Origin of the sequence: Pedobacter zeae (assembly GCF_014196715.1) — a bacterium.
GTDB lineage: Bacteria > Bacteroidota > Bacteroidia > Sphingobacteriales > Sphingobacteriaceae > Pedobacter > Pedobacter zeae.
In genome coordinates, this window is the sequence record NZ_JACIEF010000003.1 from 83,944 (window position 1) to 101,152 (window position 17,209).

The 17,209-nt window shown below is 39.2% G+C and carries 16 protein-coding genes; 10 read left to right on the top strand and 6 right to left on the bottom strand.

Annotation, left to right across the window (positions count from 1 at the left end; translation table 11 throughout):
* Positions 1–162 precede the first annotated feature (162 nt).
* The 4 genes from GGQ60_RS13350 (at position 163) to GGQ60_RS13365 (ending at position 4,154) form a co-directional block, all read left to right on the top strand.
* A complete protein-coding gene (locus GGQ60_RS13350) occupies positions 163–1,551 on the top strand; it encodes a pseudouridine synthase (protein ID WP_183765068.1) in 1,389 nt (462 codons plus the stop codon).
* Between the two features lie 241 nt (positions 1,552–1,792).
* The gene (locus GGQ60_RS13355; protein WP_183765071.1) at positions 1,793–2,902 is read left to right on the top strand and encodes a lactonase family protein; all 1,110 of its coding nucleotides are present in this window, start codon (positions 1,793–1,795) and stop codon (positions 2,900–2,902) included.
* A gap of 15 nt (positions 2,903–2,917) precedes the next feature.
* Complete coding sequence (locus GGQ60_RS13360; protein WP_183765074.1) at positions 2,918–3,412, top strand: SRPBCC family protein; 495 nt, start codon at positions 2,918–2,920, stop codon at positions 3,410–3,412.
* Positions 3,413–3,416: 4 nt separating this feature from the next.
* On the top strand, positions 3,417–4,154 hold the full coding sequence (locus tag GGQ60_RS13365; RefSeq protein WP_183765076.1) for a phytanoyl-CoA dioxygenase family protein: 738 nt from the start codon (positions 3,417–3,419) through the stop codon (positions 4,152–4,154).
* 231 nt (positions 4,155–4,385) lie between these two features.
* Here the strand turns inward: GGQ60_RS13365 and GGQ60_RS13370 are convergent, their stop codons facing one another.
* From GGQ60_RS13370 to tilS, 4 genes are all read right to left on the bottom strand, one after another.
* Complete coding sequence (locus GGQ60_RS13370; protein WP_183765079.1) at positions 4,386–4,832, bottom strand: KTSC domain-containing protein; 447 nt, start codon at positions 4,830–4,832, stop codon at positions 4,386–4,388.
* 243 nt (positions 4,833–5,075) lie between these two features.
* Positions 5,076–6,218: an N-acetyl-alpha-D-glucosaminyl L-malate synthase BshA gene (gene bshA / locus GGQ60_RS13375; protein WP_183765082.1), complete on the bottom strand. Its 1,143-nt coding sequence runs from the start codon at positions 6,216–6,218 to the stop codon at positions 5,076–5,078.
* 205 nt (positions 6,219–6,423) lie between these two features.
* A complete protein-coding gene (locus tag GGQ60_RS13380) occupies positions 6,424–6,912 on the bottom strand; it encodes a hypothetical protein (protein ID WP_183765085.1) in 489 nt (162 codons plus the stop codon).
* Positions 6,913–8,244 carry a tRNA lysidine(34) synthetase TilS gene (gene tilS / locus GGQ60_RS13385; protein WP_183765088.1) on the bottom strand — a complete coding sequence of 444 codons (1,332 nt, stop codon included), beginning with the start codon at positions 8,242–8,244 and terminating at the stop codon, positions 6,913–6,915.
* Between the two features lie 65 nt (positions 8,245–8,309).
* Between tilS and GGQ60_RS13390 the strand changes: the two genes are divergently transcribed.
* Positions 8,310–10,736: an OstA-like protein gene (locus GGQ60_RS13390; RefSeq protein ID WP_183765091.1), complete on the top strand. Its 2,427-nt coding sequence runs from the start codon at positions 8,310–8,312 to the stop codon at positions 10,734–10,736.
* A gap of 290 nt (positions 10,737–11,026) precedes the next feature.
* Here the strand turns inward: GGQ60_RS13390 and GGQ60_RS13395 are convergent, their stop codons facing one another.
* Both GGQ60_RS13395 and GGQ60_RS13400 read right to left on the bottom strand, forming a co-directional pair.
* Entirely contained in the window at positions 11,027–11,599 is a 573-nt protein-coding gene (locus GGQ60_RS13395; protein WP_183765094.1) for a non-canonical purine NTP diphosphatase, read from the bottom strand.
* 101 nt (positions 11,600–11,700) lie between these two features.
* Complete coding sequence (locus GGQ60_RS13400; protein ID WP_183765097.1) at positions 11,701–12,354, bottom strand: hypothetical protein; 654 nt, start codon at positions 12,352–12,354, stop codon at positions 11,701–11,703.
* 104 nt (positions 12,355–12,458) lie between these two features.
* Here GGQ60_RS13400 and GGQ60_RS13405 point away from each other — a divergent pair, with 104 nt between their 5' ends.
* The 5 genes from GGQ60_RS13405 (at position 12,459) to GGQ60_RS13425 (ending at position 17,201) form a co-directional block, all read left to right on the top strand.
* Entirely contained in the window at positions 12,459–13,046 is a 588-nt protein-coding gene (locus GGQ60_RS13405; protein ID WP_183765100.1) for a hypothetical protein, read from the top strand.
* A gap of 54 nt (positions 13,047–13,100) precedes the next feature.
* Entirely contained in the window at positions 13,101–14,462 is a 1,362-nt protein-coding gene (locus GGQ60_RS13410) for a peptidylprolyl isomerase (RefSeq protein ID WP_183765103.1), read from the top strand.
* A gap of 5 nt (positions 14,463–14,467) precedes the next feature.
* The gene (locus GGQ60_RS13415; RefSeq protein WP_183765106.1) at positions 14,468–15,430 is read left to right on the top strand and encodes an AAA family ATPase; all 963 of its coding nucleotides are present in this window, start codon (positions 14,468–14,470) and stop codon (positions 15,428–15,430) included.
* A gap of 934 nt (positions 15,431–16,364) precedes the next feature.
* Positions 16,365–16,886: a tetratricopeptide repeat protein gene (locus GGQ60_RS13420; RefSeq protein ID WP_183765109.1), complete on the top strand. Its 522-nt coding sequence runs from the start codon at positions 16,365–16,367 to the stop codon at positions 16,884–16,886.
* A gap of 123 nt (positions 16,887–17,009) precedes the next feature.
* A complete protein-coding gene (locus tag GGQ60_RS13425; RefSeq protein WP_183765112.1) occupies positions 17,010–17,201 on the top strand; it encodes a hypothetical protein in 192 nt (63 codons plus the stop codon).
* The last annotated feature ends 8 nt before the right edge of the window (positions 17,202–17,209 follow it).

Below are 17,209 nucleotides of genomic sequence, written 5' to 3' on the forward strand. Positions count from 1 at the left end.
CTTTAAAGTGCTTTAAACGCAGATTTTAAATTTTGATTTTTGATCATATTTTACTATTTTAGAGGCTATTTTTTTATCCAATTTTTCCGGTTTTAAAATTGTTATGTTCAGCATTTTTTCATAAATTTGCAGCCCGCATTTTTAATGCGTTAAAAGCGTATCATGATAAATAAAAACAACAGGAACAGTCGGGATGACAAGTCCAAACCAGGCAGTCGGAGAACGGAAGGCAAAAGTAGCTCAGCCGGGACCGACAGAAAAAGATCAGGCGACAAAGACAACAAATTCAAAAAATCATCCGATTCACAAGAAAGCTTCAGACCCAGGAGCACAGACGGTAAAGATTTCAGATCAAAATCGTTTGGAGACAAAAAAGATTTCAAACCAAGATCCGGCGGACGTGATTTCAAATCAAAAGATTCGGAACCAAAGGGTTTCAAATTTGGTGATCGTGAGTTCAAATCAAAAGATTCTGCAGATGACCGCGGTTTTAAACCGAGAGATTACAAATCAAAAAGCGGTGGCAGGGATTTTAAAGCAAGAGAAAGTGGCAGAGATTACAAACCAAGAACAGGAGAACGCGATTTCAGATCTAAGGATGGAGATTCGCGCGATTTTAAACCGAGAGAGGGCGGTTATAAAGATTACAAATCAAGGGGAAAATCAGACTTCAGGCCAAGTGCAGGAAGTTCTAGAGATGTAAAACCCAGGGAACAAAAGGATGGCGATACCCGTCCGTTCAGAAAACGCGAGGAGCTGAAACAGCGGGATACAGAATTTAACCGCCCGCAGCGCACAGTTGTTGCGCCAGCCCGTAAAACCAATGAAGATAAAGGCTTAATCCGCCTAAACCGATATATTTCAAATGCGGGGATCTGCTCACGCCGTAAGGCCGACGAACTGATTACTGCAGGTATTATTACCGTAAATGGTGAAGCTGTAACTGAGCTGGGTTATAAAGTAGACCCAGCAAAAGACCTGGTACGCTACAACGGTGAATTATTGAAACGGGAGAAAAAGGTTTACGTTTTATTGAATAAACCAAAAGATTACATCACCACTACCGACGATCCACAGGAACGCCGCACGGTAATGCAATTGGTTGAAAAAGCGAGCCGCGAACGCATTTATCCGGTGGGCCGTTTAGACCGTAATACCACGGGCCTGTTATTGATGACAAATGATGGTGATTTAGCCGATAAATTATCACATCCTAAAAACGGAATTACCAAAATCTATAATGTTGAGTTAAACAAGGCTTTATCACAGGGCGATTTAAATAAAATTGCCTTTGGTTTAGAACTTGAAGACGGCCTGATCAAACCCGATAACATTTCATATGTAGCCGGTGGAACAAAAAAAGAAATCGGTATCCAGATCCATAGTGGAAAAAACAGGATTGTACGTCGTATTTTCGAACATTTGGGATATAATGTAGAAAAATTAGACCGTGTAGTGTACGGCAATTTAACCAAAAAAGATCTGCCACGTGGCAGATGGCGTTATCTTGAAGAACATGAACTGGTTCAGATTAAGCATTTAATTAAATAAAAACATGAAAGCAGCCGATTGGCTGCTTTTTTATTGAACATAGAAGAGGTTGTCATTCTGAACGCAGTGATGAATCCTTATTCAATGAGAGTCAAACACCTAACTTCTAGTGACCAAAGATCAATTTAGTCATCAACCATCTGCAAAAATCAAGAAAAGATTCTTCACTGCGTTCAGAAGGACAGTTATCTCTTTTACATTAAAATTTTCTCATATTTGTTAAAATCAAGATCATCCTTTCATGAAAAAAATCAGTTCATTGTTTATACTCACCATACTATCCGGATTAACATTTGCGCAAAAAAGCAATTACAACCTTATTATTGGCACTTACACTTCGCCAGGAAAAAGTGAAGGGATTTATACCTATAATTTTAATTCTTTAACAGCAGCTGCAACATTAAAAAGTATTACCAAAAACACGGCAAATCCAAGTTATGTAGCCATTTCTCCTGATCAGCAATTCATCTATGCGGTTAATGAAACAGGAGCAACAAGTACTGTTAGCGCATTTAAATATGATGCAGCCAGCGGCAATTTAACTTTTCTGAATAAGGTTGATAGCCACGGTGCCGATCCATGTTTTATTACTGTAGATACCAAAAATGTAATCGTAGCCAATTACAGCGGAGGCAGTCTGGCCGTATTCCCGCGCAAAGCCGACGGTTCTTTAACCGAAGCCATCCAGGTAATCAAACATACCGGAAAAAGCATTGATCCTAAAGGCCGGCAGGAAAGCGCACATGTACACATGGCCATGTTTACACCAGATCGTAAGTATTTAGTTGTTAACGACCTTGGCGAAGATCAAACTTATATTTATAACTACAACCCGGCGGCAAAAGAAAAAATATTAACCGTAAAATCAGTTCTTAAAACCAATGCCGGCACCGGTCCAAGGCACATTACTTTTAGTCCGGATGGAAAATTTGCCTATTTAGCGCACGAATTTAATGGTAGCATTACCGCCTTTGCCTATACCAATGGCAGCTTAACGAAAATCCAGGAAATCGGTACCATACCGGAAAATTTCACCGGCAGAATTGATGGAGCAGACATCCATATTTCTGCCGATGGCAAATTCTTATACGAAACGAACCGTGGCGATGCAAACAGCATTTCAGCATTTTCCATTTTACCTGACGGGAAACTCAAATTCATCGAAACGGTAAGCACATTGGGCAAAGGCCCCAGAAACTTCAGCATTGACCCAACGGGTAAGTTTTTATTAATCGGTCATCAGTACAGCAATAATGTGGTTATTTTTAACCGCAATAAGATAACCGGGAAATTAACCGACAGCGGCAAAAGGATTGACGTTGGGGCTCCGGTTTGTTTAGTTTTTAATTAGGCACAACATAAGGCCATGGAGAATTTCGATTGGACAAAATTCACAATCAGGATTGCCATTAAAGCAAAACTTGAGGACATCTACAATGCCTGGACACAGGCCAGCGAAATTGAAAAATGGTTTTTAAGTGATGCTTCATTCTCTGATGAAAATGATGTTCTGTTGAGCAAATCTCAAAATGTACTCAGGGGCGACCGGTATAAATGGACCTGGTACCTTTATGATGATATCGAGAAGGGCACCATCACTAAGGCGAACGATAAAGATCAGCTCCAGTTCACTTTTGCCGGCGATTGCCTGGTTGACATTAAACTCCGGGAAGAATTTGAATACATCGTGGTAGAACTTACCCAAAAAAATATCCCTGAAGACGAAAGTTCTAAAAGAAATATCCGCTTGGGCTGCCACAATGGATGGAGTTTCTACCTGGTTAATCTAAAGTCTGTTTACGAAGGTGGCTTGGATTTAAGAAACAAGGATAACCGTTTTAAACCCATGTTGAATAATTGAGGTTATGGATTTAGCGATAAAGGAAAGAGAAATCCGGGAATTGGGTTTTTCGGTGATTGATAATGTATTTACAGATCAGGAAATTGAAAACATCCGGGCGGCTATTAACAAAACAGATTCAACAAAAGAAACCTTTAGAAAATCAGATGATCTTTTTGCGATACGCCAGTTTTTGAAAGAAGTTCCGCATACAAAGCGCATAATTTTTAATGATCAACTAACTGCCATTATACAAGAGTTTTTTGGAAATGACTATTTCCTTGTTAAATCGATCTACTTCGACAAACCCGCAACCTCGAATTGGTTTGTTTCCTATCATCAGGATTTAACCATTTCGGTTGACCATAAAATCGAAATACTGGGATTTGGCCCTTATACAAATAAGCACAATCAATTTGCTGTCCAACCGCCACTCCATATACTCGAAAGTAATTTTACCATCCGTATTCATCTTGATGATACAAACGAAGAAAACGGAGCGCTGAAAGTAATCCCCGGTTCGCACAGCAAAGGCATTTACCGGCCAGAAAACATAGACTGGAATATCGAAAAAGAAACAAGCTGCAATGTAACGAAAGGTGGCATCATGATTATGAAACCCTTATTGCTGCACAGCTCGGGCCGTACAACCAATAATCAAAAAAGAAGGGTAATCCACTTAGAGTTCAGCAACCAGCTATTACCGAAGGAACTGAAGTGGTCAGAGCATCTTAATTTCGGTTGCAATGATAAATTGGCATGATGGATGCTGAAACAAATTCAGCATGAGGGAAACAGATCAGAAAAGCTTACTAAAGTTAAAGTCCCATTTGGATCGTCACCCTGAATTTGTTAAGGATCTGAGGTTGCGATCAGGCCATTGAAAAACAAATAAAAACGGCTGATAAACATCCAGCATAAGAATATAGCCAATATTCAACAAAAAAGCTTCAGGTGACCTGAAGCTTTTTATATATGTTTATCGTTAACAATGCTAAGCAGGTTCCGCTACCTTTGCTACATTACGGTAAGGGAATTCATTAAAAATATGCCTGCGGGCGAAACGCCCCGGCGAATCAGCATTCACCAACTTGATGTAAATTGCCCTTGGCACATCAAAATATTCATAAGCACTTCCATCAAAAAACTGGATATTTAAAACGGATTGCTTGTATTCGAAATCCAGAATATTCGACAAAGTTGTGGTTTGTATATAGGCTTCTAGATGCTGCTCGCGTGTTTCAGGTGCAATGCTCACTAAGAAATGGTAGGCTTCGATAATTTCTTTACTTCTTGCTTCTGCATTCAGTTTCTCTTCTTCCAGCTGAAATTTATCAGGATGACAATCTTTCATCAGTGTACGGTACACCGACTTAAGCTCTTTTAATTCAGCATTTTTATCTACGTTTAAAAGCTTTCTATAGTCAACTATTTTCTTCATGGGCTAACCTCTTTTTTAATTTTGGCGAAACTATTTTAGAATTTTCAATCAGCCAAAACCGTTTCGAGCCGCAAAGATACGATTTATAATCGTTTGATTTTGAGAAAGTTTTGTTTTGACAAATATTAGCAGCACAAATGATCAACTGACCTGGGCTACCGGCCTTATTTTTAATATTAACCACAGATGCGCACAGATTTACAAGAGCTGTGTTTAAGTTAATTAGCGAAACCCAAAGAAATACTAATACTTAGCCTGTAATGAGTTTTCGATCACCTCTTTATAATAACGGATATACTCAGGCAAAATCTTTTTCAGGTCAAAATCCTGTGCCCTGGTAAAGGCATTTTCTTTAAAACGGCCCAATGTTTCATCATCCTTTAAAATTTCGATCGCATGGGCTGCCATTGCATCAACATCACCAACATTGCTCATGTAACCACAAAATCCATCCACATTAAGTTCTGGCAATCCGCCGGCATTAGTGGTAATAATCGGGACCTTGCAGGCCATGGCCTCTAAAGCAGCCAAACCGAAGCTTTCTGATTCAGAAGGCATCAGGAAAAGGTCTGAAACCGATAGTATTTCTTCTACGGCATCCTGTTTGCCTAAAAATCTTACATTTTCGCAGATATTAAGCGACCGGCAAAGCTGTTCGTTATAAACCCGTTCCGGGCCATCGCCAACCATTAACAATTTAGAAGGGATTACGGCTTGTACCTTTTCGAAAATCCTGATCACATCTTCCGTGCGTTTTACTTTACGGAAATTACTGGTATGGATTAAAATACGTTCGTTATTGGGTGCAATTGCTTTTTTGAAGTGATCTTTCGCCTGTAAACTAAAACGGCTGAAATCGATAAAATTAGGGATTACCTTAATTTCTTTTGTAATCTCGAAATGACGGTAGGTATCATCTTTTAAATCCTCCGAAACGGTAGTTACACCATCACTTTGGTTGATCGAAAAAGTTACCACGGGTTTATAGGTCGGATCTTTGCCCACCAAAGTAATATCGGTACCATGAAGCGTGGTTACCACCGGGATATGAATGCCGTAACTGGCTAAAATCTGTTTCGCCATAAAAGCCGCAGAAGCATGAGGGATGGCATAATGAACATGCAATACATCCAGTTGCTCAAAACGAACCACATCTACCACTTTGCTGGCTAACGCTGATTCGTAAGGGGCGTAATCAAAAAGCGGGTAATTTCTTACCGAAACTTCGTGGTAAAAAAGGTTTTCGGAAAAGAAATCCAGCCTGGCAGGCTGACTATAAGTGATAAAGTGAACCTGGTGTCCTTCGTTAGCAAGCGCTTTACCGAGTTCTGTTGCAACTACTCCACTACCGCCAAAAGTGGGGTAGCAAACAATTCCTATCTTCATTATAAACGTATTGTTGTTACCGCAAATGTAGCCGATTTTAATCTATTATACGTGTCGGTTTAATGTAATAACATTTTGTTACCGCTTCCTCTTTACAATCGATACCATAAAGAGCATTTTATTCAGAAGAACAGGTTCATCGGGCCTTTTTTAAAGCCAAAAACAGGAGATAAAATATTGAGCAAACGGGGAATAAAAAATGAAATTATTTAAGGGCGCGCATTTCTTCCTTTATCACGAGAAAAAGTTCGTTAGGTCTTTGGGTACCGATAAAGTATTCCAAGCCATCGCGATCGGTTAAAACAACCGCATCCTTACCCGACGAATAAAACCGTATGGTACCCTTGGTATGCAGGTTGTACACGGGGTTATTAAAAAAATAACGGCTGTAGGTAGCCTTACGTACATCAACAATGCTGTTTAAATCTATTTTAACACGCTTGGTAGTCCAAAGGCCATCTAAAATCATGCTGCCATTGTCCACTACGATTTTATACTGGATTAAAAAAAGCAACAACATCGAAACCCCTATAATGCCGAACCCCACAACGAGGAAAAGATCCTGGGTATTATCACGGTCGCGTTCGTAAACGTATGCCGCAAAACAGAATGCAGCCATAATCAACCGGATGAAAATGCGGACATAATCGCGGCCGATGTACTGTTTTTCGATATAGGCGTACTTGCTTTCCACTTATTTAATTTTGAGTTCGAATATAGCAACTTTTTTGGTTGCAGTTGTTAATTTATATCGGTTATCCTGCCGCATCCCTACAATCCAGATGATTTCGCCATTGCCATTAACCAGAATCGGTGTGGTGGCTTTCAAATGTAAAGGAACTTTTTCATCAATAAAATAATCGCTTACTTTCTTCAAGCTGCGCATGCCCAGGGGGATAAACTTATCGCCATTTTGCCAATTCCTAAATGTTAAGGGAAAAATCAGCTTATCGGCATTTACAAAAGCTTTATTCAGCCCTGTAGCAAACTTTATTTCTTCAGTAAAGGTTAAAAATATCTCATGATTGGCAAAAACAATACTTTTGTCTGTTGGATGGATAAACTGGTTTGCAGCAACCATTTTGTTTTTTTTAACGATTACCAGGTCATCCCGGTTGATAATGGCCTGATGCGTAGCGCTAAAAAAATGTGTTCCCGTCAGGGCCTTTAAGTTATCTAAAATTTCCTGTATCAGGCTTTCGCTAAAACCAAAAGGTTTAAGCAGTTCGTAAAGCAATAGTTTTTGCGGGTTTAACCGTGCAATCTCCGCTAAAGAAATATAAATACCATCACTGCGCTGATTTAAAATTTTACCGCCCAGTTTCTGAACCTCTGCATTTAAAAAAGTCTCCAGTTCAGCAAAGCGGGAAATATTTTCGGCAAAGGTTTTTTCGAGGTTAGGGTTAATTTCCTGTAAATGCGGCACCACCTGCAACCTGATCTTATTCCGAGTATAATGGGTACTGGCATTCGAGCTGTCTTCTACAAACTCCATGTTGTTGGTGCTAACCAATTCATCGATCTGTTGCCGGTTTAAAAATAATAATGGCCTGATCAACCGGTCGCGTTTGGGTAAAATACCATGCAATCCGCTGATTCCGGTGCCACGGGTAAGGTTGATCAATACCGTTTCAACCGCATCGTTCTGATGTTGGGCCAAGGCAATATAATCGTATTGCTGCTTAACCCTGATTTCTTCGAACCATTGGTAACGGAGGTCGCGGGCAGCCATCTGCGTAGAAATTTTATGTTCGGCAGCATATTTTTTGGTATCAAAATGCGTTACATAAAATGGTAAACCTAATTTTTTGGCCAGAAGCGCAACAAAACTTTCGTCACGCTGCGCCTCGCCCCCCCTTAAATTAAAGTTACAATGTGCTACCCCAACATCCACACCTATTGCTTTAAACAAATGTAACATCAGTACAGAATCTTTACCGCCGCTTACCGCTAAAAGAATGCGGTTACCTTGCCAAAATAGCTGTTCTTGTTCAATAAAATCGCGAAATTGCTGCAAGGGTAACATCCACCAAAAATATTTAATTTTAACTGGTATTCCGAACGTTCGGAACAAAAAACTAACTTTGTAGTGTGCAAAAACTATTTGTCTTTTTATTTCTTTTAATCAGCCCAGTATTTTTATTCGGTCAGCAACCCGCTTCGAAAATTAAAATTGTTTCTTACCGACATATTTCCGGCGATATTAAAAAGAAAGCAACCTATCTTAATTTTGTTGTTTTTCAACAGGATAATGCCACCCTGGCCTGCGATAGTGCTGTATTTTATAGCGAACGGAACTATTTCGAAGCCTATAGAAATGTGCACATCAACCAGCTTACCACCGATATCTATTCCGATCAGCTCGAGTATGATGGAAATAAAAAACAGGCACATTTAACAGGAAATGTAAAAATGGTTGATCCTACTTCGGTTCTAACCACTAACATACTTGATTACAACACCCTGACCAAAATCGGAACCTATACCAGTGGAGGCAAGATTGTAAATAAAGATGTAACGCTTACCAGTAAAAACGGTTATTATTTCAGCCAGAGAAATGTTGCTTACTTCCGGTATGATGTTGTAGTGGTTACGCCTCAATCGGTCATCAAGTCGGATACGATGAGTTACAATACCGATGATAAATGGACCTACTTTTATGGACCAACCAATATTAAGGGAAAAGATGACAACCTATATACCGAAAATGGCCAATACAACACCTTAACGGAAGACGCTTTTTTTGGAAAGAAAAACCTTTATACACAGGGTACACGCTCTTTAAAAGGCGATAGCCTGTATTACTATGGCAAACTGGGAGTGGGTAAAGCGGTTAAAAACATTGTCTTTTCTGATACAAAAGATAAGATGAAAATGTTTGGCGATTTGGGCTATTATTACAAGCAGGATCAGCGGACTTTGGTTACCCGGAATGCCTATTTAGGAATAGGTACGGAAGACTCCATAATGGTGAAGAATAAAAAAAGACCCGACAGTTTATGGATGGGCGCTGATACGCTGGAAACCCAAATGGTGCTGCAAAAAACCTTAAAACTAATTCCTAAAATCTCGATCAAAGCCGATAACCAGGTTGGGGAGGATGATGAAGATGGTGGAAAGAAAGAAAAAAGCGAGCCAAAATATAAACCTGAAGCTGAATCAGTCCAAAAAGAAAACAGAAATAAGCGTAATGCGAGAAACAGCAAGGCCGACAAAAAGAAAAACAATAAAGGTAATTCCGAAACGGAGGAAGAGCTGAATCTGAAAGATAAAAACATTGATAGTTTAAAAACGAAAATAGATTCGTTGGGGAAAGGACTGCCCAAAATTAACCCCGATAGTTTGCAAAAAGGTGATATTTTAAAGGGAAAGGCCGATTCTATCGTTAAAACACTCAAAACAGATAGTTTACAGAAAAATATAACCAATAAGACTGGCCCGGCGATACGGAAACTTGCCAAAACAGGAGCCGATAGTTTGCAAAAAAAGATCGCAGACAAAGCTTTTCCAGCGGTAAAGGATTTTTCAAAAGCCAAAGTTGATAGCCTGCAGAAAAAAGCAGTCATATCGGGCGCTAAAGATAGTTTAACAAAAGCTTTGGGAAATTTAAAAGCCGGTGCTTTAAAAACTGATACAACTAAGTTTAATCCGGCTGACACCGTTCAAACGCGTATTATTAAAGCATACCACGGTGTTAAAATTTTCAAAACCAATATCCAGGCCAAAACCGACAGCCTTTTTTACACCAGTGCCGATTCTACCCTGCGCTGTTACAACAACCCGATTATATGGTCGGAAGGTTCGCAGCAGGTTGGGGATACGATTTACGTACAATTTAAAAACAAAAAGCTGAATAATTTACAGGCCATCAGAAATGCATTTTTGGTAAATACACCGGCTGATTCGCTAAGGTTTAACCAGATAAAAGGGCGGTTGATGACCGGTTTCTTTTCTAATGGAAAATTGAAAACCCTCTATGTTGATGGCAATGCCGAAAGTATCTATTATACCCAGGACGACAGCACGAAGGTTTATAAAGAAATGAACCAAACCTTAAGTAGCAGGATAAAATTTATTTTTAAGGACAAGGAAAACGCGATCGAGGATATTGTTTACATTAAGGGCGTAGAAGGGGCTTTAAATCCGGAAAACGAAATTGCGAAAGATCATGCTTTAAAAGGCTTTTCATGGAAACCCAGCGAACGGCCAAAATCTAAGAAAGATGCTATTGGTTCGGCTGGTAAGCCTAAACCTAAAATAAAAGCTAAAACAGTTGCCGGTAAAACGGTTGCGGTTGCAAAAACAAGCGTTGCCCCTGCCAAGCCAGTTTCAAACCCTCCTGTTGCCAAAGCCACAGTTACTGCAGGTAAGGACAGTTTAAACCTGGATAAAAAACTACCTTCAACTAAGCCCGCAGATACCGCTAACTTCGGCATTAAAGCGATTTTACCGAAAAAGGATACCATCCGGGTGAAAAAAGACACTACGCAGGTGAAAAAACCGGTTGCTAAAATGTAGTTTGTTAATCAATAAATTAATGGTGAAACTTTCCAGAAAAACATTGATTAAAGGAAAACTGGGACAGAAACTGAGGTCAAAAAATTTGTTAACAGGGTATTCGCCTACCTTGAAACTTATCTGAAGAACCCTTCATTTCAAGAAAAACATACAAAACAAAACATGCTTATGTGGGAATTATAATTCCGCACACATCTGTTGTATACCAGATTAAGCCCAAAAAAGAGACTTTAGAAATCATTACTTTTATAGACAAAGCAACAAAAAGAAAAGAAAGTTCCTGTAACGCTTTACCCCTTCAAAAACTCAATCATTTTTTTCAGTGCAATTGCCCTGTGGCTGATTGTATTCTTCAGCGCCATATCCATTTCTGCAAAGGTAACATCATAACCATCAGGCTGAAAGATCGGATCATAGCCGAAACCGTTTGATCCGGAGATTTCTTTTCTGATTGTACCCTCAATTACACCTTCAAAAATATGGTTCCTGCCATCCTGCATCAAGGAAATTACAGTTTTAAACCGGGCTTTTCTGTTACTGTTTCCCTGCAGTTTTTTCAAAACAAGCCTCATATTTTCAATGCTGTCCCTACTCCCCGAATACCTTGCCGAATAAACGCCGGGTTCGTTATTTAATGCCGCCACTTCCATACCGCTATCATCAGCAAAACAATCCAGGTTGAAATGTTCTGCCACATAACCACTTTTTAAGCTTGCATTCCCTTCAAAAGTATCGGCTGTTTCAGGGATATCCACAAAGCAACCAATGTCCTGTAAATTCAATACTTCGTATTCACCTTCAAGTGCGGCACGTATTTCTTCCGTTTTATGTTGGTTATTGGTAGCGAAAACAAGTTTTTTCATGGTAAGAGGGGGTAAAGGTTTAGGTTTTTTTGGAGTTGAATTAAAATGCCGTATATCAGCACTTGATACTTAATTCTCAATATGTGTTACTTGCGAGACGCTTATTTAATTTTCTGAAGATGCCCCCAAAGCTTTTTCTTGGCGATAATATCACTGTCGAGATGATGAAGATTTGGCGCGAAAATAATTTTTGTGCTGTCGTGAATAATAATTTCGTCCTGCCAGCTAAGATTCAGTTTTAATTCTGCAATCTCTACCCCAAAAGATAACATGATATGTGGTTTAAAAAAACGGTGTAGCTCTATATAATCGGTTCCTTTATAATTTGCATAATTTAAGACCGCAAAATCGGGTGTTCCCAGGTCAATGGCCTTAACAATTTTCCGGAGCAGTTCCCTACCCTGTTCGGTACTTACATCATGCTGCTGGTCGTTCACCAATATCAGTACCGATTTTTTATTTCCACCTAAAAATTTAAACACTTTTTCGGGCACTGGTTCTTCGGCAATACGCGGAATTTCAGGTGCCTGCGGATAAACTTTTGGCTCTGTTGTTGATTTAATCTCAGGTATCCGGGCAATTTCTGTATCTAAAACTGTTTTATTTTCTACTGCTACAGCAACATTTCCCGCAGCAAAAACAGGCTCAGGATTACCTACAGACCGCTTTTGCATGCTTTCATCTTTCACCACAAAAACCTCATCGGTAAAAAATAAACGTAAAGCGTTCGCATTGTTGGTAACCTGGTTTTCCATTCGTATTTTTGCTGGATAATAATTTCTGTTAAAATTAGTTAAATATCTTATAATAGCGCCGCTAATTGTTACTTTTATCCCTTAAAATTTATAGAGTACTCTGTGTGAGGAAAGCTTATTGCTTATTTGTTTTCAGCCTGATATACGGCATTTCATTTGCACAGAATGTTGCCGTGGTTAATGGTAAATCAATAAGTACCAAGGAGTTTATGTGGGCATATAAAAAAAGCCATAACGGAAACATGAGCACGGCATACGATACCTTGCAAACATATTTAAATTTGTATATAAATTTTAAACTTAAGGTTTTGGATGCCCGTGATATGGGACTGGATAAAAGTGCCAGTTACCAGGAAGAGATCAAAACTTACGAGGATGTTTTAGCCGCGCATAAAAAAGTTGGGGTTAACAATAAAGACCGTGATTTTTTATTGAACGAATACCGGGAAGGCGTTTTAATGTTCAATGTTTCGGAGCAGAAAATCTGGAGCAAGGCACAGGAAGATGAACAGGCCATAATTGATTTTTACAACAAAAATCAAAAAGATTACGGCAAACCCTTAAGTGAGGTTAGGGGCGAAGTAATTGCTGATTACCAGCAAAATTTGGAAGAAAACTGGCTGAAAAGCCTTAAACAGAAATACCAGGTAAGGATTAACGAAAATGAACTTAAAAAACTCGCCAGGTTATAACCAAATGGATAGAGTTGACCATAAGTATTAAATTTGCAAAATATAACAAATAGAATGAAGAAAGTTTTTTTAGTAGCAACCGCTTTAATTAGCCTGTTTTTAAACAGTTATGCCCAAAATAAGCATACTGTAGATAAAGTTGCTGCTGTTGTAGGAAACAATATTATCCTGCTGTCAGATTTAAACCAACAATACACACAATATCTTTATCAGGGTAATCCGCCCAATGATGAGATCAAATGTAAAATTTTACAACAGACTTTAACACAGAAGTTACTTAAACAACAGGCCGAAATCGATTCGGTAATGGTTGAGGACGGTGCGGTTGATGATGAGGTGAACAAACGCATGCGTTACAGTATGCAGCGGGCAGGTGGCCAGGAACGTTTAGAGCAATTCCTGAACAAATCGGTTCTTCAGTATAAAGATGAAATCAGGCCATCGGTAAAAGATGAACTGATTGCACAGAAAATGCAGCAAAAAATTACCGAAAATATCAATGTTACGCCAATGGAGGTAGAAAAATACTTCAAATCACTTGGCGATAGCATCCCTGAATTCAACACCGAGGTTGAAGTTGGTGAGATCATTTTAAACCCTCAGTTAACCAGGGCCGAAAAACAGAAATTCCGCGATAAAATAGAAGCACTCCGTTTGAGGGTTAAAGCCGGAGAAGATATGGGCGTATTGGCAAAAACCTATTCGGAAGACCCGGGTTCTGCATCTGATGGCGGTGATTACGGTTTTATCGACAGAAATACCATGGTAAAGGAATTTACTGCATGGGCATTTAAATTAAAAGCCGGAGAAATTTCGCCGGTTTTCGAAACAGATTATGGTTTCCACTTTTTACAGGTGCTGGAGCGCCGTGGCGAACAGGTACATGTACGGCACATCTTAATTATGCCTAAAACTACCCCCGAGAGTTTAACCCGTTTAAAACTTCATGCAGATAGTATCTATAATAACATTATCGGCAAAAAATTAAGCTTTGCCGCCGCTGCAAACCTATATTCAGACAACAAAGAAACCAAGTACAATGGTGGTATGATGCTGAATGCCGAAAATGTTCAGGCAAGAAGTACTTTTATTCCGGTTGATAAATTGGATCCATCGGTATTTTTGGTAATCGACAGCATGAAAATTGGTGGTGTTTCCAAACCTGATTTATTTACCGCTGCCGATGGAAAACAAGGTTACCGCATTTTATATTTAAAGTCGAAAATACCTCCGCATAAGGCAAATATGAAACAGGATTTCCCAAAAATCAGGGACGCTGCACAAAGTGATAAAATTAATCGTACTTTAAGCGAATGGTTTGAGAAACGCCGCGAAAATACTTATATTAAAATCGACGACGAGTTCAACAACTGTGACGAATTAAAAATCTGGACAAAAACCACAGCCGCAAAATAACGCCAATGCAGTATAAGAACGAAGTAGAAGCTGTTGATGCACTTCACCAATCTTTCAACAATATCAAAGCCGAAATAAGTAAGGCAGTAGTTGGACAGGACGACATCATAAAATCGGTTTTAATCGCCATTTTCAGCAACGGACACTGTCTGTTGGTGGGCGTACCCGGATTAGCTAAGACTTTACTTGTACAAACTGTGGCCTCCGTTCTGGATCTCGATTTTAACAGAATTCAGTTTACGCCCGATTTAATGCCAAGCGACATTATCGGTGCTGAAATTTTAGGAGAAGACAGGCACTTTAAGTTTATAAAAGGGCCTGTTTTTTCTAATATTATCCTTGCCGACGAGATTAACCGTACCCCTCCAAAAACGCAGGCCGCCCTATTAGAGGCCATGCAGGAAAAATCGGTAACCGCAGCGGGCCAAACACATTCCCTGCCCAAGCCGTTTTTCGTGCTGGCTACACAAAACCCAATTGAGCAGGAAGGAACATATCCTCTACCTGAGGCGCAGTTAGACCGTTTCATGTTCAATATTCAATTAAACTACCCTGCTTTTGCAGACGAATTGAACATCGTAAAAAACACGACCGGGAATAAAGCCCTTCAACTGCAGAAAATTATCCATGCAGACGATATCCAATTTTTCCAAAAACTGATCCGTGATATCCCGGTAACCGACAATGTACTGGAATATGCAGTAAAACTGGCAGCAAAAACCCGTCCGAATACAGAATTTGCTACTGATGCAGTAAACAAATACATCAGCTGGGGTGCAGGTCCGCGTGCCTCGCAATTTTTGGTGTTGGGTGCAAAATGCCACGCAGCAGTAACCGGAAAATATTCTCCAGATATTGAAGATGTAAAAGCAGTAGCTGAACCCATTTTACGCCACCGTATTGTAAGGAACTATCGCGCCGAAGCCGAAGGTTTATCCATCGAAAAAATTATTAAAGATTTATTGTAGCCGTTAACCGGGGTTGTATTCCCGGTTCAAAAGGTTAAAGATTTACCCAGGGTCCGGATTGCAAATCCAGACCAACGAAGTACTCCTCACTAACCTAAACAGGCATCAATTAAACATTCGTCATCTCGACTGAAACGCAGTGGAATGGAGAGATCTGTTTTCATCAATTTAGCTTCGCTGGGTACTTATTTGATTCCCCAAAATCAGGATTGCAAATTCAGATCAACATAAAGCAGATGGTTACCTTTTTACTATAGCCGGTATTAAAGATTAAAAGGCAAATGGAAATTGTAAATCCCATCCTTTCATTTATGTGGCGAAGAATAATTTCATTAATATTCATAAGTTTTTACCTTGTTAGCTGGGCATATACTTTCACATTTTTTCATACCCTGCCAGTAAGCACAAAACCAAGATGCGGCATGCCTGATTTGGCGATTATGGTAACCATTTTATTTATTACATCTCTTTATTTCATTATTTTCCTTATCCTTTTCTGGTAAGTAAAGGGCGTTCAAAAAAAGAATTTCTTATTATTTTGGCCATAGTTACTTTACCGATCAACATCGTTCTTATTGATATATTGACTTAATTAATCAGAATTTTCTGTATTGCCTGGTTACAACATTTATTATCGCAAAAATTGTGAACCAAAGCTGACGACCACTAAAATCAACATTATTCAAAAAAACCGCTTGCAATTCACTGGAAATAAATATCTTTGCGTCAAATTTACAGCAATGCTATATCAACTACATATCCAAAAAATGAACTTTAGCCAGTCTTGTGGCATAAAGGGTTTGGGTATTGATGTAAATTTCCTTCCCAACCCTTAGTATTTTTTGCCATCAGCGCATAAAATCCAATTTTAAAAATCAATTTAATTACCCATTTGCTAAGCAATTACTGCTTATCAAAATTTAACATATCTGTTATGGACATTTATACTACTGTAGAGGAAAAATATCTACAGGCCATTGAAGAGCTGCACTGGGGCGAACTGCCTAAAGCACTTCAGTATTTTAATGAGCTGATTACTTTCGACCCTGATTATGCCAGGGCTTATTTTCAGCTGGGAAATATTTACCACAACCGTTTTAAGGATTACAAAACCGCAGGTTATTATTATAAACGCTGCACCGAGTTGGATGCTGACTTCCCGGAAGTTTACGTCCCTTATTTAAAACTGGTGATTACACTTAAAATGCATAAACTGGTAAAACAAATCGCTGATAAAGCTTTAAGGGTTGCTGGTGTTTGCGAAGCTCATATTTATGAAAGCCTGGGTTTATATGCAGAGCAACAACAAAATTTTGCCGAAGCAGCCAGCTATTTCAAAAAAGCTGAACTCTTCAATGCCATCCAGGATGAGCACAATGCATTGCGCGAACATCAGGACCGCATTAAAAGCAAAATGAACAGCACCAAAAAAATGATTTATGAGCTGCAGGGATAAAGGGCATAACCTTTATCCCATGCTTTTACATACAAATTGCCTTTTAATCTTTTTATTTTAATTTTGTTATTATCTTTACCACACAATTACAAAGCATAAATTTTAAAATCAAAAATATTCGATATGTCAGCTCACGATTCACATGCGCCTGTTCAGCAAACTAAAGGCATTTGGGCATTACCATTAACAGCCTGGATTATTGTTTTAATCCTGCTTGTGGCTTTCACCAGACCAATTTTCCCAGGTCACGAAAAAGCTGCTTCTCACGGCGAAACAGAAGGTTACCAAACAGAAGCTACAGAATCGCACCACTAGGCATTATT